The organism is Aquiflexum gelatinilyticum (assembly GCF_024813435.1).
Lineage (GTDB): Bacteria > Bacteroidota > Bacteroidia > Cytophagales > Cyclobacteriaceae > Cognataquiflexum > Cognataquiflexum gelatinilyticum.
The window spans coordinates 311,121-329,120 of record NZ_JANAEZ010000002.1 but is presented as its reverse complement, the minus strand read 5'-3'; the positions used below and the strand labels follow the sequence as shown (position 1 = coordinate 329,120).

The following is an 18,000-nucleotide window of genomic DNA, read 5'->3' as shown; positions in this document are numbered from 1 at the left end:
TGGTCGATTATATTGATTAATAAATATATTTGTGTTCCCGATTCGGGCTTAATACTGAAATTAAAAAGTAAAATAATCATTAAATGGGTTCAGTAATTATTACCTCAATAGTAGCATTTACGCTTATCATATTGCTACTCGTTTTTATCCTGTTGTTTGCCCAGTCTAAGCTAGTTGCTTCAGGTGATGTCAAAATCATTGTAAACGGGGACGAAAGTAACCCGATTGTTGCGTCAGCGGGCTCGACCCTTTTGAGCACACTTGGAGGCAAAAAAATCTTCTTGCCATCTGCCTGTGGTGGTGGTGGTACTTGCGCCATGTGTAAGTGTGTCATCGAAGAAGGCGGTGGTGAAGTTCTACCTACAGAAGAAGGACACTTAAGCCGTGCTGAAAAACAAGGCAATGTGAGACTCTCATGCCAAGTTAAGGTCAAACAAGACATGAAGATCAGGATTCCAGAAGAAATCTTCGGAATCAAAAAGTGGGAATGTGAAGTTATGTCCAACTATAACGTCTCTACTTTCATCAAAGAATTTAAAGTGAAATTACCAGAGGGTGAAACACTTCATTTCGAATCCGGTGGATATATTCAGATTGATGTGCCTGTAATTACAGTCAATTTCAAAGAAATGGACATCACTCCTCATCCGGATTTAGGACACCCTGCAGATGTATACAAAAGTGATTGGGATAAATTTGGTCTTTGGGATTTGGTGATGAAAAATGATGAAGAGCTCTTCAGAGCATACTCAATGGCCAACCACCCTGCTGAAGGAAACATCGTAATGCTAACCATTCGTATAGCAACCCCGCCTTGGGATAGAGCCAACAACAAATGGATGGATGTCAATCCCGGTGTGTGTTCTTCTTATGTATTCTCAAGAAAACCCGGTGATAAGGTAACTATTTCAGGTCCTTATGGTGAATTCCACATCAACCCAACACAAAGGGAAATGATTTATATTGGTGGTGGTGCAGGTATGGCTCCATTAAGATCTCATATCTTCCATTTGTTTCACACTGAAAAGACCGACAGAAAAGTGTCTTATTGGTATGGAGGAAGGTCAAAAAAGGAATTGTTTTACACCCCCCAATTCCGTGCCATTGAAAAAGATTTCCCAAATTTCACCTTTAATATCGGTCTATCAGAGCCCCTACCAGAGGATAATTGGAAAATCAAAAAAAACCTCAATGATGTTGAAGCCGACGGATATGTAGGATTTATCCACCAAGTGCTTTATGACAACTATCTGAAAAACCATCCTGAACCAGATGAAATCGAATATTACCTTTGCGGTCCTCCATTAATGAATGCAGCAGTTCTTAAACTGTTGGACGACATGGGGATTCCTAAAGAGAATATAAGGTTTGATGACTTTGGAGGTTAATCCAAAATGATAGAGTCCCGCAATAGCGGGACTTTTTTATTTCTCTCTGGATTTTTTAATTATTTTTGGATAGCCTTTACATCAAGTCCATGAATATTAGACAATACTTTGATCCAATACCTGAATTCATCACCACGCAGAAATACAGCTCCAATTCTTTTTTCAATTTTATTCACTTTCACGGAGAAACTTTCCCAGATTTGAAAGGCTTACAAATAGCCATAATAGGGCTTGTCGAAAATCGGGGCATACCAAAAGGTGAAAGTATAGAAAGGAGTGCTTCTGAGGTTCGCGATAAACTCTTCCACTTAAAAAAAGGACACGGACTTTACAAAATAGCGGACTTGGGGGATTTGAAAATGGGGCAAACCAGAGAAGAATCCATACAAATCATGGCTGTTGTGGGTGAATATTTAATCAAAAAACAGATTTTGCCGGTGTTTATAGGAGGTACACACGACCTGGATATGGGCCAATATCTTTCCTATCAAAACTTGGAAAAGCTTGTTTCTATGGTGACTGTCGATGCAAAAGTAGACATGGAAGAGGAAGGAATGCCATCTGACAACCATTCACAGGAAATTATTTTGCACCAGCCTAACTTCCTTTTCAATTACAGCCACATAGGCTATCAGAGTTTTTTGGTTGACAAAGACCTTACCGGAGTGATGGAGAAGCTATATTTTGACCATATCCGATTGGGACATCTGCGGAGTAATTTCAAGGAAATAGAACCCATTATCAGAAATTCAGATTTGTTGAGCTTTGATGTTTGTGCCATTCAATCCTCGGATGCACCCGGTGCTGCAGATGCCCAGCCATTTGGGATTTCAGGAGAGGAGGCTTGTCAGATCTGTAAGTTTGCAGGTATGAATGAAAAACTTTCCTCTTTTGGGGTTTTTGGATACCAACCCTACTATGACGACAACAGAAATAAGACTGCCTCTGTCATCGCTACCATGGTTTGGTATTTCATTGAGGGATTCTATGACAGAAAAGACACCCTATCATTCAAAGGCAATGACTATGTTAAGTACACTGTATCTCTAGACCTAAAACCATCGACCTTGGTTTTTTACAAAAGCAAAAGAAGTGAAAAATGGTGGATGGAAATTCCACATCAAGATCAGGATAAATTTGATCGAAATACAATCATTCCTTGTAGCTACCAAGACTACCAGTTGGCCCAATCGGGAGAAATCCCTGAAAGATGGATTAATGCCCAGTTAAAGCTTCTTTGATGAAAACTTATACAAGGCAACAATTGGCACTTCGCAATGGTCAGGACAAACCTGAAATTTGGGTGGCATACCGAGGAGAGATTTATGATGTATCAGATTCCAGACTTTGGAAAAACGGGAAGCATTATGAGCATTGGGCAGGCCAAGACCTTACCGATGAACTTCCGGATGCACCACATACAGCTGAGGTATTTAGAAAATTTAAAACTATTGGGCTTTTGACAGAATGATATGATATTGATAGCGGATAGCGGAGCCAGTAAGACAGACTGGAGAGTCATAAACAAAAATGGTGAAATCAGTCAACATCGGGGTATTGGATTCAATCCAAATTACCAAACGGCTGAAGAAATGGCGAATGAGCTACAAGACGATTATTTATTGAACCTAAGAGGTCAGATCGACACCATTTATTACTACGGTGCCGGATGTACTTCTCAAAAAAACAGGCTTCAGGTAACGAATGCACTCCGGAGCATTTACAAAAAAGCTGAAATAAATGTGGACCATGACCTTATGGCTGCTGCCAGAGCGACCTGTGGCAATCAACCTGGAATTGCCTGTATTTTGGGAACTGGATCCAATAGCTGCGATTATGATGGTGAAATTATCATCAACAAAAGACCTGCACCGGGGTATATTCTGGGCGATGAAGGGGGAGGTGCATATATAGGAAGAAAATTCCTTCAAGATTTTATCCATGAAGAGATGCCGAAAAAACTCAGAGAAAAAGTCTTGCAGAAATTTCAGCTTGATAACCAAACCATCATAGAAAATGTCTACCAAAGACCATTTCCCGGCAGATACATGGCGAGTTTTTGCAGATTCATCACCGAGCATGCAGCAGATCCATATTGCTATATGCTTTATTATAATTCTTTTCAGGATTTTTTCAAAAAAACAGTCATGAAATATGATGATTATAAAAAAAAACCTGTCAGCTTCGTCGGTTCAATTGCATTTTACAACAGTGACATTTTGAGAAATGCTGCTTATGATGCAGACATTCAAGTCAATTTAATTTTGGAAGGACCGATTGCAGGATTAACCCTATACCACAAAGAACTACTATGAACACTACCGAAAGCAGCTCTCTCTATGACAATCTTGAACAGATGGATATTTTTTCATTATTGGAAAAAATCAATGAGGAAGATAAAAAAGTCGCATTTGCTGTCGAAAAACAAATCAAAGAAATAGAAGCCTTGGTGGAACAGATCGTTCCAAGAATGAAAAAAGGCGGTAGACTTTTTTATATCGGGGCAGGTACAAGTGGAAGACTTGGAATCCTGGATGCTTCAGAATGCCCGCCAACTTATGGCGTACCCCATGATTGGGTTGTAGGTATCATTGCAGGCGGTGACACAGCCATCAGAAAGGCAGTCGAAAATGCGGAGGATGATTCCAATCAAGCTTGGCCTGATATCCAAAAATTCGGTTTCAACAAAGAAGATACAGTCATCGGTATCGCAGCATCGGGAACAACACCCTATGTGTTAGGAGGAGTAAAAGCAGCAAGAGAAGCAGGCTTACTTACAGGATGCATCACCTGCAACGATGATTCTCCACTTTCAAAAGAGGTTCAGTTTCCCATTCAAGTAGTTGTAGGACCAGAGTTTGTCACAGGTAGCACAAGAATGAAAGCAGGAACAGCCCAAAAACTGGTGTTGAATATGATCTCAACCTCGACGATGATCAAATTAGGAAGGGTGAAAGGCAACAAAATGGTGGATATGCAACTTTCCAACAAAAAGCTGGTTAACAGAGGAATCCGCATGATCATGGAAGCAACAGGCAGCCCTGAGAATGAAGCCGGGGATCTGCTTTTGAGATATGGATCCGTTCGTGCCGCAGTAGAGGCCTTTTTTCAAAAGAGTGGAACCGGACTCTGATTATAATCTAACTTTTCTTATCTTTGCATCCCTTTTAAATTCAGCGACTTAGTACCTGAATCAAAAAGATTACATCTTAATACAGCAGAGATGCTGCAACACAATGAAAAAAGACAATAACAGAAGTTCGGGCTCAAGAAACGACGGCAGCCCAAAGCTCTACAAGGGAGGAAACTCCGGAGGAAAAAAGAGCTATTCTGACAAAAAAGATTTCGGTGGTTCTAAGCCAACCGGAGAAAGAAATTTTGACAAAAAACCTGGTTATTCCAAAGGCGAAGGTTCACCCCGCCCCTATGGGGAAAAAGGTAAATTTGAAGGAAAAAAAGACTATTCTGACAAAAAAGAATTCAGAGGACCAAAACCTGACGGAGAAAGAAATTTTGACAAGAAACCTGGTTATTCCAAAGGTGAAGGTACTTCCCGTCCATATGGCGACAAAGGAAGATTCGAAGGAAAAAAAGACTATTCTGACAAAAAAGAATTCAGAGGTCCAAAACCTGACGGGGAAAGAAAATTTGACAAAAAACCGGGTTATTCCAAAGATGAAAGTTCATCACGTCCTTATGGTGACAAAGGGAGATACGAAGGAAAAAAAGACTATTCCGAGAAGAAGCCTTTTTCAAAATCACAAGGCGAAAAACCTGAAAAAAGGTTTGGAAGCAGAAACGATGCCCCATTGGCTAAAAAGAGATCAGATGAATTTGATGAGTTCGAAGATTTCAATGAAACTTCAAACAAAAAAGGTCCCAGAAAACCTAGATTGGATGAGGAGAGGGCAGCAAAAAGGGCAGAAAGCAGAAACGAATATCCCAAATTAGAACGGAAGCCTTTTTTGGATAAAAATGAAGAGGAGTTTGAAGGGATAAGAGATCTCTCTGAAAAAAAAGGGCCAAAAAAGTCAAAATATGACGGACAATTCCCTGATAGAAAAAAAGAAAGCTCATCAGATAGATCGGCCGAAAATACTGATTTCAAAAAACCAAACCGTTTTTCGAAAGAAGATAAACCTGCATTTGGAAAAAGAGACTCAGAGGGAAATTTTAACAAAAAACCTGCCGCTGAAGAAGATTTCAAAAGTGTATACAGGGGAAGAGGCAAGGATGAAAAACCCATTTATGAAAGGGTTTTAAAGGCAGACCTTCCAAAAGAATCAGGATTTCAAAAAAAGATAAGAAAGCCATTTACTGACGATATCTCTGGAGAAAGGCCAAAATACAATTTTGAAAAACTGGAGAAAAATCATAACCCAAAAATTCAATCCGATTCACTCAGGTTGAATAAGTTTATCGCCAACTCCGGAATATGTTCCAGGAGAGAAGCGGATGTTTTAATCCAACACGGAGAAATCCAAGTCAATGGAGAGGTGGTAACAGAATTGGGTCATAAAGTAAACAGGACCGATAAAGTAATTTACAAAGGCAAAAACATCAATCCCGAAAAGCCGGTTTACCTGCTTTTGAACAAGCCTAAGGATTTTATTACGACTACAGAAGACCCAATGGACAGGAAAACGGTCATGCACTTGATTTCCAATGCATGTGAAGAAAGGGTTTTCCCGGTAGGACGATTGGATAGAAATACAACAGGTTTGTTGCTGTTTACAAATGATGGTGAACTCGCCGCAAAACTTTCGCATCCTTCCAATAATGTGAAGAAAATCTATCAGGTTACCTTAAACAGGCCGTTGACCGCAAATGACGAAAAAGAAATCCTCGAAGGAATAACTTTGGAAGATGGACCAGCAAAAGTGGATGACATGCAAGTGCTGTCCAAAGACAGGACTATTCTAGGCTTGGAAATCCACCTTGGCAGAAACAGGATTGTAAGAAGGATTTTTGCCCATTTCGGATACGAAGTGGAAGCTTTGGATCGGGTTATTTTCGCAGGTCTGGACAAGAAAGACTTACCTAGAGGAAAATACAGGTTCCTTACTGAAAAAGAAGTCATTCAACTCAAATATTTCCTTTGATCAGTAAAATAAGCAAAAAATAAGGCCTTGGATCTCTCCAAGGCCTTTCTTTTTTATAGTTGGTTTAGTAATCAAGATTACTTCGCCGCCATCAATTGGGCAAAGCCATCGCTGCTTCTTACGTAGAATTCAACCCTTGCAGAAGGATTAACTCTCTCCATTCTGTATAGTTTTTGAAAACCAACGGAATTGTCAACTTTTTCTTCATGGACTAATCTATCATTTTCAAAGACCAAAACTGACAAATCAGAAGGAAGAAGTGCATTTACAAGTAACTTGTAACTGTTGTTCTCAAGTTTCTCAAGTTTGGTATAGACCAAAGGAGAAGGCACTGCCACATTGAGGTCCACTTCCAATTTGTCCATGACAACATTATCTTCATAAACTGCCATAGAATAAACTCCTGCTTTTAGTTTTGAAAAATCATAATACTTCGCAAAGGCATTATCGGACACAATTTTGTCTTTTTGGACAAGGAAATTGTTTTCGTCAAAAATCTTTACTGTTACTGTTTTCGCTTCGTTCAGGCCATAAATTAGCTGAACTTTGCTTTCATCCACTTTTCTAAGTGTTACCGGTGATTTTGCAGTTTTCTCAAAATCTGTCTCGTTTGCTATAGCGCTTACTGAAACGCTTGCAGCAAGAATCATTGTTGCAATGAATGCTTTCATGGTAATAAAATTTAGTTGGTTTAAGAAATTTTTTATGATGTTAACCTCGGTTGGATTTCTCCATTTTTAAACAATTTGAGGTCGGTTACTCGGGGGTGAGTTGAAGTCATTTTGTATTTGACTTCGATACAAACTTAGACAACATATTCGTTCATTGCAAATATTTCAACAAAAATTATTTTTATTGAATATTTGGTAATAAAATAAAATAAATTTTAATGATTCAACAATTAACTTTTATTTTCTCGGAATCGATGTCATTTAAAACCGATATGTTGTATTTCGGGAAAAAACCAAATAATATTTTTTTATGTATAGACATATAAAATCAAAAAGAAATAATTCCAAATACCTTCAAAATCAAAAAAAAGGAGCAAAGTACTGTTACTTTGCTCCTTGTAGGTTAATGTATTTTTAACTTTTTCAGCTTTATTTTATCCCTTTTCCGGCTTCTGCCAAAGCCTTGGAATCAAAATTTCCAAGCAATTCTACCACCATCAGGTCACCCTCTTTGTCATTCAGAAGGACGACCACATCACTTATCATCCTGTCTCCTTTTGTAAAAATCAATAATCCATTTCCCTTATCTGAAGTTTCCATCATCAATTCATACTTTTCTCTTTCCAAAGCTTTATGCAAAGTTTTGAACTCTGCCTGACCTGTAGGGCTGTTTTCGGGAAGTTTGAAAAGTTTAACCCTTTCAAGGGATTTAACGATACCTTCTACTTTAGCTTCATCCAATTTCACATTGAATCCTTCGGCAAAATTCATAAAGTTACCTCCTATATCCATATGAAAGAAATCTTCATTGGCTTTGTACTTTTGATATAGTGCATCAACACTTTTACTTTGGGCCATGGACAAGTGGGTAAACATGGCAAGAAAGATAATTAAGGGTAGTTTTTTCATTGGTTTATAGTTTGTTTATTTCTTTTTATTTCCGTCTTGATACTCTTTCATGCCAGGCATGTTTGTTTTTTCTGCTAGCATATTGAGGTCTTGGTATGTAAAATTTCCTAACATACTCAGCAAAGTGAAACTTTCGCCTGAACCGGATATCATCAGAAATTCTTTGACCAAGCCATTCTCCTCCCTGACCATAAATTTGACATTTGATCCTTTGTCAGCCACATCCATCAGGTCTTCATATTTGTTTTTGTTAAGGGTATTCATAGCCTCTTGGTAAAGGCTTTTCCCATTGGTTGTTTCAGTGGAAAGGATTCTTATCCCCCTTACTTTGGATATCAATTCACCCAAATCTTCTGCTTCCTGATCTGAATCATCGCTGGCAGATTTCAAAAATCCACCGGCCATCTGCATCATTTTTGGACTGATGTATACCCTTGAAAAATTCTCGTCTTCCATATATTTGGAAAAAAATTTGGAGATGGCATCATCCTGTGCATTGACCCCTGTCACCAAGAGTGTCAGTACTATAATTGGGATTATTCTTTTCATCATTTTTCTATGTCATTTAGATTGAATATTTCTTGTGTCGTATTCAAGTGCTTCATCTCACCCATCACTCCAAGGCTTTGGGTTCCTTTTTGCATATTGGTTTGAATCATGTTGAAAGCCTGCATTACCTGTTCAAAAGCCTCTCTTTCAGCCTTTTTTTCTTGGTATCTGAAAATAGCAGCACCTACAGCGAGGAAGATGATAAATATTGCTGCGATTTTTAACCACAACCCAAATCCTTTTTTTCTCTTCTCCAATAATGCAAATTCCTCAGGTTTTTGATTTGCAAAAATTTTAATCCCTTGGAAAAATCTTTTTTCAGATTCATAATCCTCCGTTTCTTGGAGAAGGGTTTTTATTTCTTTTTCCTCTTCAAGGGAAGTATCTCCCTCCCAATATTTATCTAACAAACTATCTAGCCTATTTTTCATTTCGCTGCTCTAACAAATATTCTTTCAAAGTCTTTCTCGCTCTATGTAAATTGACCTTCACCTGATCCATGGAAATTTCGAGGTACTCCGCGATTTCCTCATAAGTCAATCCTTCTACCTCTCTCAACTGAAATATTTCACGTTGTTTTTCAGGAATTGATTCCAAAAACCTGAAAACCATCCTCACCTCCTCACTTCTATCGTGACTTTCTTCTTCATTTGATTCAATATCAAAATCTCCTACGGAATCAAACTTTTTTGAAACCCGAAAGTGCTGAAGGCTTTCATTTTTTAGACTTCTCACCATCCATCCGGTAGGATTTTCCATTTTTTGAAGCTCCTCTTTTCGAAGCCATGCTTTCTCAAAAACAACCTGCAACACGTCCTGAGCCACATCCCGGTCTTTGACCCAGAGGAAAGCCATGCGATACAGTTTATTTTTTAGCGACCAGATGTGTGCTTCAAAAAAAGTTTTCATTCGGGTAGATAATGATCGGGAAATTGGAATGTTACAGCAAGTTGTAAAAAATATTCAAACTTTAGATTGAATTTAAATTAATCAAAAAATAGTATGCATGCCTACTATTTATTATTTTGCAATGCAAAGTTTCAATAAATGAAAACCAATCATGAGCATAAAAAATACCAATTGGGCATAAAAAAAGCCCTGAAATATTCAGGGCATGTGGTGATAAGTGGACTCGAACCACCGACTCACGGATTTTCAGTCCGATGCTCTACCAACTGAGCTATATCACCGATTCCGTTAAAGTGATGCAAATGTAGGTATTTGAACCATTGATACAAACCATTTGATTAAAAAATTTAGACTTATTCCAACCCAAAAACGCTAATACAAACAATATGAGCATTTTACCACAAGTAATTTTTCTCCTTGTTTTTGCGGTAGCAGGCTATATTCTTTTTAAAAGAGTAAGCTATCTCCGAAGAAACATTTTCTTAGGAAAAAGAGAAACACGAAATGACCTCCCTGAGCAACGTTGGAAAACCATGTTGCTTGTTGCTTTTGGTCAGCAGAAAATGTTTAAAAAATTCATCCCTGCAATATTGCACCTGATGATTTATGTGGCATTTGTCATCATTAATCTAGAAGTGTTGGAATTTGTAATCGACGGGATATTCGGAACGCACAGGATTTTTGCTCCTTTCCTAGGATCAGCCTATGGAGTGGCAATGAATATTTTTGAGTTTCTGGCCATCGCCGTGTTGGTTTCTTGTGTTGCCTTTTTGATCAGGAGAAATGTCATGAAGGTCGAGCGCTTCACCAAACCTGAATTGAACGGTTGGCCTGCCATGGATGCCAATCTCATTCTGGTTATTGAAATCATTTTGATGTTTGCCATTCTCACCATGAATGCTACGGATCAAATCCTGGCTTCCCGCGGAATTCCGCATTATACGCTATTGAATGGCTTGTTTTTCAGTAGTTTCCTTCAGCCGATTTTTCAGGGAATGTCTGATGGATCATTGGTATTCATTGAGCGTTTTGCCTGGTGGTTTCATATCGTAGGAATCTTGGCTTTTGCGGTTTATGTGACTTATTCCAAGCATTTGCATATTTTCCTGGCATTCCCCAACACATGGTATTCCAACCTCAAGCCCAAAGGTGAAATGATCAACATGCCTGAGGTAACCAACGAAGTCAATATGATGTTGGGAATAGCTTCAGAAACGAATCAGGAACCCCCTACTGAAATAGGGAGATTTGGAGCCAAAGATATCAATGACCTCTCTTGGGTCAATGTCATGAATGCTTACAGCTGCACTGAGTGCGGTCGCTGTACAGCAGAGTGTCCTGCCAATATCACCGGCAAAAAGCTTTCTCCTAGGAAAATCATGATGGATGTAAGGGACCGAGCTGAGGAAGTGGGTAAAAGCATCGATTCAGGCGGTCCCGGCTTGGCAGATGGCAAATCGCTGCTTGGAGATTATATCACAAAAGAGGAAATCAATGCATGTACATCCTGCAATGCCTGTGTAGAAGCTTGCCCGATCAATATAGATCCGCTGTCTATCATACTTCAGATGAGAAGGTATGTATCCATGGAAGAATCCGCAGCGCCTGCACAGTGGAACGCCATGTTTCAAAATATGGAAACGGCCTTTTCTCCATGGAAATTTCCTCCCTCTGACAGGTTCAATTGGGCAGAAAAAGTCAAGGATGAAGAAATAAAATAGAAGCAAGAGACAAGAATCAAGATGTCAATTTCTTTGGTCATATCAGTCTCATGTCTAAAATCTCATGTTTAAAATCTAAAATAATGTCAACATATAAAGTACCAACCATGGCCGAAATGGCCTCTTCTGGTCAAACTCCCGAAATTCTTTTTTGGGTAGGTTGTGCAGGTTCGTTCGACGAGCGTTACAAAGCGGTCACGCAAGCTTTTGTAAAAATCTTAAACAAAGTCGGAGTGAGTTTTGCAGTTCTCGGACCTGAGGAAGCCTGCACAGGAGATCCTGCAAGAAGGGCAGGAAATGAATTCCTATTCCAGATGCAGGCGGTTTCCAATATTCAGGTGATGAATGCCTATGAAGTCAAAAAGGTGGTGACGGCTTGTCCCCATTGCTTCAACACCATCAAAAATGAATATCCTGCCCTTGGCGGAAACTATGAAGTGATCCACCATTCCCAATTTCTCCAACAACTGATCAATGAAGGAAAAATTGTCCTTCAAGGTGGTGGGGAATTTAAAGGAAAGAAAATCACATTTCATGATTCCTGTTATCTTGGGAGAGCAAATGATGTCTATGAAGCACCCCGTGATGTCATCAGGGCATTGGATGTAGAACTTGTAGAAATGAAGCGCTGCAAGACCAAAGGGCTGTGCTGCGGAGCCGGCGGTGCACAAATGTTTAAAGAGCCTGAGCCAGGAAAGAAAGACATCAATGTGGAACGAGCAGAAGAAGCCTTAGCAACAGGTGCAAGTGCCATAGCTGTCGGCTGTCCTTTTTGTCTGACGATGATGTCCGATGGTGTCAAAAACAAAGAAAAAGAAAATGAGGTAAAAGTGTATGACCTGGCAGAAATGCTGGCCAAGGACATGGGCATCTAAAAAAGTTTAAAATTTTGCGCCCAAACCCCAAGTTTAAAATTTGGGGTTTATTTTTGAATTTTGTTTGGTCAAAAGAACCAATTTCTCAAAAATTACCGTTAGGTTAAAGAAACAAAAGCCTTAAGAATTCCTTTTCCCTAAATGTCAACCAAAAGAGATTATGTACAAACCATTTGATCAGATGCCTGCCCACTCCAGAATCTGGACATATACATCAAACAGGAAATTGAACGCAAGTGAAGTGGAGATTTTATCATCGAAACTGTCTGCTTTTTGTGAGCAATGGAATACCCATGGTGCTTTGATGCCCACATCATATGAAATCGTGTTTGATCAGGTAATCATATTAGCTGTAGATGAAAGCCAATTAGGCGCAAGTGGCTGCTCGATAGACTCTTCAGTCAGAGTTTTGAGGGACATAGAAAATGAAATGGACATCGACCTGCTCAATCAAGGGAAAGTTTCATTTATCAAAAGTGAAGGGGACTTGGAAGTAAATTCTATCCTCGGGATCAAATCAAAAGTAACAGAAGGAATCCTTCAGGCCGAAACAATCGTATTGAATCCTGTGGTCCAAAGTAAGTCGGATTTGGAAAAAAACTGGAAAATCAAAGCCAAAGAAAGTTGGTTGGGCAAATTCTTTGAAAATTAATTTTATAAATCCCCTATATTTAAATCGTTTAGAAAACTATCCAAGATATCTATGAAGCGAATTGCTTTATTTCTTGTTTTGATACCCATACTGCTAGGTGCATGTACAAGTATGTACCAAAAAGGCCAAAACCAGTTTGCTTCCGGCGAATACCAAGTGGCAATCAACACTTTTTCGAAGGTTCTTGAAAAAGAACCTGAAAACAAGCAAGCCAATTTTTATGTAGCAGAAAGCTATAGACTTACAAACCGAGTTGAGGAAGCCCATCAATACTATGAAAAAGTCGCCGCTTCCGAAGAATCTTATGAAACCTTCTTTCGATTGGGTCAAAGTCTAAAAGGCCAAGGCGAATATGAAAAAGCTACTGAAGCGTTTGAAAAAGCCAAAGGTCTGACATTAGATGACAAAAACCTTCAGATCGTAGACTTGGAAATTGCCAATCTCAAAAAAATAGGTGAAATCCAGAATTATTGGGAATTCATGCAAGTGGAAAATTACAAGTTGTTGAATACACCGCTTGCTGAATATTCCCCTGTAGTAAACGATGGTTTGCTGTATTTTACAAGCAATAGACAAAGCAGCGGAATGTACCTTGCCACAGGCACACCGTACCTAAAAATGTTTAGGACGAGAGCAGAAGGGATCAAAGTAGATGTTCAAAGTGTACAACAATTGCCAGAATTCAGGAATGAAGAAAACCTCAACCAAGGTTCAATGGCGGTAAGCCCGGACGGAAATACCCTTGTCTATGCTAGGGGAAACTCCACTTCAACGAAAGACCTGCCTGATGTACAGCTATTTGTTTCCTACTTCCGAGGAGGAGGATATACCCAACCAATTTGGATGCCTGTAAACGAAGATGAATTTTATACCAACACTACTCCTGCGTTCAGTCCTGAAGGCAACGAGTTATATTTTTCTTCTTTGAGACCTGATGGCAAAGGAGGTTTGGATTTGTATAAAGCAACCAAACTCGCCAATGGGGATTTTGGAAATGCAGTGAACATGGGAAACCAAATCAATACTCCGGGCAATGAAATGTTTCCTTACCTCGCACCTGACGGAAAGCTATTTTTTGCTTCTGACGGGCATGCCGGTTTTGGAAAATTGGACCTTTTTGTAGCTGAAAGAACCGAAAAAGGATGGGAAGTAACTAACCTAGGTCCCAACATCAATTCTGTGGCCGATGATTTTGGAATCTTTTTTTCCAAATATCCGACAGAAGGATTCCTTTCTTCAAATAGGGAAGGCGGTTTGGGAGATGACGACATTTACTTCTTTGAAGACAAAACCCCAAAACCAAAAATCGTAAACGTTTTCTTAAACGTGACCACCAAAGAAAAGAAAGACGACGGAACTGAGGTCATTTTGCCTCAGACCAGGGTAGTATTGTATGACGGAGCTAATAAAAATATTGGTGGTGACTTTTCCAACCAAAACGGAAGGTTGAGATTTACGCTTGCTCTAAATGCAAACTTCTCTATCATTGCTTCCAAAAGCGGTTATTTCAGCAAGAGTATCACTTACTCCACAGTCGGCAAAACCCCAAGAACTGAAGACCTGATCCAAGAGGTAACCAACATCACACTCGATACCACAGTAGTTTTGGATGCTTTGATTTTGGAAAGATCCATTGTGCTCGAAAATATTTATTATGACCTTGACAAAGCGGACATCCGTGCTGATGCAGCATTGGAGTTGGACAAATTGGTCAAGATCTTAAAGGACAATCCAAGTATCCGAATAGAACTGAGTTCGCATGCTGATGCAAGGGCCACAGATGAATACAACGATGCCCTGACACAAAGAAGGGCTGAATCTGCGGTGGCTTACCTTGTTTCTCAGGGGATAGATGCGAGCCGGTTAGTGGCTAAAGGTTATGGCAAGCGACAACTCATTATCGAAAATGCCCAAACCGAAGAAGAACATCAGACCAATAGAAGAACGGAATTCAAAGTAATTGAAATCAAAGAATGAAATATTTAGCAATAAGATTAACATAAAAAAGGAGAGGGATGACCTCTCCTTTTTTTGTTTTTTGTAGAATCAATTGATATTCATTTCAAATAGATTCATATCCAAAATTTGAATTTATTTGCAGCCTTCTTTCCTTCTTGTGTCGATGATATAAGTGATTTTCCAACCTTCGGTTGTTTTGATCAATTGGAATGAATTGACCCCGCAATGGCTGAAATTGTCATTGACATAAAATTCATAAGGTGTCCAAGCAGCTGCCATGTCCCCATCGACTTTGATTTGATAGTCAAGAATCCGTTCGTCCAAGATCGTTGTGGCAGGAGAAGAACCAATCCTATTTACAAAATCCGCAACCGAATTAGAACCCAATTCTGATCCATTTTCACCTGATTTTACGGTCTGCATCGTCGCATCAGGATGGAAAGCGGCTTTGATCAAATCGGTGTTTTTTGATTTCATCCCTTCAAACATAGAAGCAATCACTTGCCTTACCTCCTCACTTTGCTGTGCAAAAAGGTTTGTTGAAGAAAAAGAAAATACAATCAACGAAGCTATAAAGATCCTTTTCATTTTTTCTTGATGCTTCCTCCTGTGCCTGTTTTGACATTCACTTCTGATGGATTGCCATCATATACAATTTTGGCAGCAGTAGCCAAAGAACCATTGATGGAAGACGTTGCTGTAAAACTGATACTCGCCGTGGTATTGCCCAATACATTGACTTTTTGAGCCACGAGATTCATTCCGTCCACCTGTGCATTGGTGTAGGCGTTTACTTCAAGTTGTTTGACATTTCCTTTTATGAAAATCCTTGAATTGGTAGCTGCCTCTAGATTTAGCTTATCCGCTTCAACGTTAGCCTCCAGATAGGCATTATTAGAAGTAGCCAAATACGCTTCCAATGCTTCGATCTTACTTTTGGCTACTACCTGTGCACTTGATGTAGCTTCTACTCCCTGAATATCCACATAAGTCACTACGACTCTTACGGAATGATTTCTATAATTGCCCCTTGCCAACCTCACTTCCAATGCATCTCCTACCACTGAGGTTTCTACTTTCCCGACATCAATTCCACTCGCAGTGATTTCTACTTTATTAACATCTCCTTTGACCAATTCGGCCTTGATGGCATTGGAAACTTTTACAACATTAAAATCGCGCAATTGCCTGCTATCATTTTGAGTTTGGGCATTTGAAATCCCTAAAGTTGCTAAAAAGGCAATCAGAATGAGTTTAATTTTCATATTCATATTTAAAGTTTGGTTTAGATTCCACCATATAGTTTGAATGTCATATTCCTTAAAGAAGGATTATTGACTGCATAGTGCATCGCTTCTGCGATCTCAGCAGGACTTACCCACTTTGAAAAATCGGCATCAGGCATTGATTCCCTGTTTGCCTGCGTATCGATGATACTTGGAACAAAGACATGTGCCCTAACCTTTTTATTTTTCGCATCTTCGGCTACAAAATTGGCAAGTTCTACCACGAGTCTTTTACTCAATGCATATGCCACAACGTTTTTTGCATCTTCAGGTTGCAGGGCAGGACGGGCCCCAATGAATAAAAAATCTCCAAAATCCGCTTTCTTCATCAAAGGCAAAAAGTTTTTGACCATGTTGAATGCTGAATAAAAATTGAGTTTGATCATTTTATCCAAGTCTTCCAAACCGGTATGCTCGATATCTCCTCCTGCATATCCCCCAACCAATAATCCAATAGCATCAACCTCTCCATATTGCATGACATAATCATTTGCAAAATCCTTTACGGCCGTTTCATCCGTGACATCCACCTCATAGACATCGTCGGCTTCCTCTACGGACTCGCCCGAACCAGGCAAAACGGTCGCAATTACTCTATAACCTTCCCTCTTAAATTTTTCAACGACTGCTTTACCCAGATTTCCTGCAGCACCCGTGATAATTAAATTCCTTTCCATAAATCAATCTTTTTTTTGTTTCTATTACTTTTACTAAAGTTAACCTATACTTTTCTTTTCCATGGAAATACAAAAATCCCTACTTCAAACCATCGAGTCCAAAAAGAAAAGGGTCTTTATTCTGAAATTGGTCATTTACCTGTTACTTCTTTTGGGTGCAAGGTTAATTCCCGAAATTCAGGATTACCTCAGCCGATATCCCAATCTGAACAGTATCCACCGAGCAATGCTTTTTTTACTGGGAGGCAATATCCTCATATCCTTGGCCAGACTGCTTACCGCCCGCATTTATTTAAGAAAAAGCATAGACGAAAAGATCCACAGCAACTTCCTCCTTGGAATAGCTTGGATTTCGAATATACTCAATTCAGTGGTTTTTGTCATAGCATTGATGCTTGCTTTTGATATCAGACCCTTGGAATTTCTTACAAGCCTGACTATCGTGGCTGCAGCAATAGCCATCCTTACCAAAGATTACGTCAATAATATCATCAATGGTTTGATCATCATGTTTACCGATCAGTTTTCTCTGGGTGACACCATCAAAATAGGTGAAAACACAGGGGTTATTGAAGACATCACCCTTCTGAATGTAGTGATCAAAAAAGACGACGGATACAAAACCATTATCCCAAACAACCTTGTTCTTGGCGTTCAGGTGACCAATTTAAGCAGATTGGACCACAGAAAAATTGATTTTCATATGGAATTGCCCTATCATCTAAAGTTTAATCTTGCCGGAATAGAATCGAACTTATTGGCGGGTTTTGGAAAAAGAATAAAGGAAAAAGAAGTCGCTAATATCAAAGTTGAATTGGTGGCCATCCAAAAGGAAGTCTATACCATCAAAGTTTCATTAGAAGCCGCAATCCATCAGGAAAATGAAATAAAATCAGAACTCCATCAGCACCTTTTAGATCTAGTAAATGAAAACTGAAAAGGAAAATTATTTTGATCTGGTATATCAGGTCGTCCGGTTGATTCCAAAAGGGAAGGTGACTTCTTATGGAACCATTGCCAATTATCTTGGATTGAAAAGCGGTGCGAGGATGGTCGGCTATGCCATGAACGCCTGTCATTCTCAACCTGATGTACCCGCACATCGCGTAGTCAACAGAAATGGATTGCTGACCGGAAAACACCACTTCTCTCCGCCAGAAAGAATGCAACAGCTTTTGGAATCCGAAGGAATCAGGATAGTGAATGATAAAATACAGGATTTCGAAAAACATTTCTGGAGTCCCAATGAAATAAAATTAGAAGAATAAATGCTCTTTTTTAAGGCATTTGAGCGTATTATTC

At 39.3% G+C, this 18,000-nt stretch carries 20 protein-coding genes and 1 tRNA gene; 12 read left to right on the top strand and 9 right to left on the bottom strand.

Features of this window, described 5'->3' with window-relative positions:
- Nucleotides 1-83: 83 nt before the first annotated feature.
- From nqrF to NK987_RS05975, 6 genes are all read left to right on the top strand, one after another.
- On the top strand, nucleotides 84-1,388 hold the full coding sequence (gene nqrF, locus NK987_RS06000) for an NADH:ubiquinone reductase (Na(+)-transporting) subunit F (protein WP_258422996.1): 1,305 nt from the start codon (nucleotides 84-86) through the stop codon (nucleotides 1,386-1,388).
- 89 nt (nucleotides 1,389-1,477) lie between these two features.
- Nucleotides 1,478-2,629: a formimidoylglutamase gene (locus NK987_RS05995; protein ID WP_258422997.1), complete on the top strand. Its 1,152-nt coding sequence runs from the start codon at nucleotides 1,478-1,480 to the stop codon at nucleotides 2,627-2,629.
- Nucleotides 2,629-2,859, top strand: a complete 231-nt coding sequence (locus tag NK987_RS05990) for a cytochrome b5 domain-containing protein (RefSeq protein ID WP_258422998.1) — start codon at nucleotides 2,629-2,631, stop codon at nucleotides 2,857-2,859. Before NK987_RS05995 ends, NK987_RS05990 begins: the two co-directional genes overlap by 1 nt.
- Before the next feature lies 1 nt (nucleotide 2,860).
- The gene (locus NK987_RS05985) at nucleotides 2,861-3,703 is read left to right on the top strand and encodes an N-acetylglucosamine kinase (protein ID WP_258422999.1); all 843 of its coding nucleotides are present in this window, start codon (nucleotides 2,861-2,863) and stop codon (nucleotides 3,701-3,703) included.
- Nucleotides 3,700-4,521: an N-acetylmuramic acid 6-phosphate etherase gene (gene murQ / locus NK987_RS05980; protein ID WP_259263128.1), complete on the top strand. Its 822-nt coding sequence runs from the start codon at nucleotides 3,700-3,702 to the stop codon at nucleotides 4,519-4,521. The genes NK987_RS05985 and murQ overlap by 4 nt, the downstream gene beginning before the upstream one ends.
- A 103-nt stretch (nucleotides 4,522-4,624) precedes the next feature.
- Nucleotides 4,625-6,490 (top strand): pseudouridine synthase, encoded by a 1,866-nt coding sequence (locus tag NK987_RS05975; RefSeq protein ID WP_259263127.1) that lies wholly within the window; start codon nucleotides 4,625-4,627, stop codon nucleotides 6,488-6,490.
- 77 nt (nucleotides 6,491-6,567) lie between these two features.
- Here NK987_RS05975 and NK987_RS05970 read toward each other — a convergent pair whose 3' ends face one another.
- The 6 genes from NK987_RS05970 to NK987_RS05945 all read right to left on the bottom strand — a co-directional run bounded on the left by NK987_RS05970 (nucleotide 6,568) and on the right by NK987_RS05945 (nucleotide 9,809).
- Nucleotides 6,568-7,161: a hypothetical protein gene (locus NK987_RS05970; protein ID WP_259263126.1), complete on the bottom strand. Its 594-nt coding sequence runs from the start codon at nucleotides 7,159-7,161 to the stop codon at nucleotides 6,568-6,570.
- A 429-nt stretch (nucleotides 7,162-7,590) separates the two neighbouring features.
- Nucleotides 7,591-8,070 (bottom strand): DUF4252 domain-containing protein, encoded by a 480-nt coding sequence (locus NK987_RS05965; protein WP_258423004.1) that lies wholly within the window; start codon nucleotides 8,068-8,070, stop codon nucleotides 7,591-7,593.
- 15 nt (nucleotides 8,071-8,085) lie between these two features.
- The gene (locus NK987_RS05960; RefSeq protein WP_259263424.1) at nucleotides 8,086-8,619 is read right to left on the bottom strand and encodes a DUF4252 domain-containing protein; all 534 of its coding nucleotides are present in this window, start codon (nucleotides 8,617-8,619) and stop codon (nucleotides 8,086-8,088) included.
- Nucleotides 8,619-9,050, bottom strand: coding sequence for a hypothetical protein (locus NK987_RS05955; RefSeq protein ID WP_259263125.1), 432 nt, complete (start codon nucleotides 9,048-9,050; stop codon nucleotides 8,619-8,621). Before NK987_RS05955 ends, NK987_RS05960 begins: the two co-directional genes overlap by 1 nt.
- Nucleotides 9,040-9,528 (bottom strand): RNA polymerase sigma factor, encoded by a 489-nt coding sequence (locus tag NK987_RS05950; protein ID WP_259263124.1) that lies wholly within the window; start codon nucleotides 9,526-9,528, stop codon nucleotides 9,040-9,042. Before NK987_RS05950 ends, NK987_RS05955 begins: the two co-directional genes overlap by 11 nt.
- Before the next feature lie 208 nt (nucleotides 9,529-9,736).
- Nucleotides 9,737-9,809 (bottom strand) — tRNA-Phe (locus NK987_RS05945).
- 105 nt (nucleotides 9,810-9,914) lie between these two features.
- On the opposite strand from NK987_RS05945, the gene NK987_RS05940 reads away from it, so the two are divergent.
- The 4 genes from NK987_RS05940 (at nucleotide 9,915) to NK987_RS05925 (ending at nucleotide 14,753) form a co-directional block, all read left to right on the top strand.
- The gene (locus tag NK987_RS05940) at nucleotides 9,915-11,249 is read left to right on the top strand and encodes a 4Fe-4S dicluster domain-containing protein (protein WP_259263123.1); all 1,335 of its coding nucleotides are present in this window, start codon (nucleotides 9,915-9,917) and stop codon (nucleotides 11,247-11,249) included.
- 83 nt (nucleotides 11,250-11,332) lie between these two features.
- Entirely contained in the window at nucleotides 11,333-12,124 is a 792-nt protein-coding gene (locus NK987_RS05935; protein ID WP_259263122.1) for a (Fe-S)-binding protein, read from the top strand.
- Nucleotides 12,125-12,284: 160 nt separating this feature from the next.
- The gene (locus tag NK987_RS05930) at nucleotides 12,285-12,776 is read left to right on the top strand and encodes a hypothetical protein (protein ID WP_259263121.1); all 492 of its coding nucleotides are present in this window, start codon (nucleotides 12,285-12,287) and stop codon (nucleotides 12,774-12,776) included.
- A 51-nt stretch (nucleotides 12,777-12,827) separates the two neighbouring features.
- A complete protein-coding gene (locus tag NK987_RS05925) occupies nucleotides 12,828-14,753 on the top strand; it encodes a CHU_0125 family OmpA-like outer membrane integrity protein (RefSeq protein WP_259263120.1) in 1,926 nt (641 codons plus the stop codon).
- Nucleotides 14,754-14,867: 114 nt separating this feature from the next.
- On the opposite strand, the gene NK987_RS05920 is transcribed toward NK987_RS05925, so the two are convergent.
- The 3 genes from NK987_RS05920 to NK987_RS05910 are packed head-to-tail and all read right to left on the bottom strand — an operon-like array spanning nucleotide 14,868 to nucleotide 16,698.
- Nucleotides 14,868-15,323, bottom strand: coding sequence for a nuclear transport factor 2 family protein (locus NK987_RS05920; protein WP_259263119.1), 456 nt, complete (start codon nucleotides 15,321-15,323; stop codon nucleotides 14,868-14,870).
- Nucleotides 15,320-16,000, bottom strand: coding sequence for a head GIN domain-containing protein (locus NK987_RS05915; RefSeq protein WP_258423012.1), 681 nt, complete (start codon nucleotides 15,998-16,000; stop codon nucleotides 15,320-15,322). The genes NK987_RS05920 and NK987_RS05915 overlap by 4 nt, the downstream gene beginning before the upstream one ends.
- A gap of 20 nt (nucleotides 16,001-16,020) precedes the next feature.
- A complete protein-coding gene (locus NK987_RS05910) occupies nucleotides 16,021-16,698 on the bottom strand; it encodes an SDR family NAD(P)-dependent oxidoreductase (RefSeq protein ID WP_259263118.1) in 678 nt (225 codons plus the stop codon).
- 61 nt (nucleotides 16,699-16,759) lie between these two features.
- Here NK987_RS05910 and NK987_RS05905 point away from each other — a divergent pair, with 61 nt between their 5' ends.
- Together NK987_RS05905 and NK987_RS05900 are read left to right on the top strand one after the other, a co-directional pair.
- Nucleotides 16,760-17,635: a mechanosensitive ion channel family protein gene (locus NK987_RS05905; protein ID WP_259263117.1), complete on the top strand. Its 876-nt coding sequence runs from the start codon at nucleotides 16,760-16,762 to the stop codon at nucleotides 17,633-17,635.
- Nucleotides 17,625-17,966 (top strand): MGMT family protein, encoded by a 342-nt coding sequence (locus NK987_RS05900; protein WP_259263116.1) that lies wholly within the window; start codon nucleotides 17,625-17,627, stop codon nucleotides 17,964-17,966. The genes NK987_RS05905 and NK987_RS05900 overlap by 11 nt, the downstream gene beginning before the upstream one ends.
- Nucleotides 17,967-18,000: the final 34 nt, after the last annotated feature.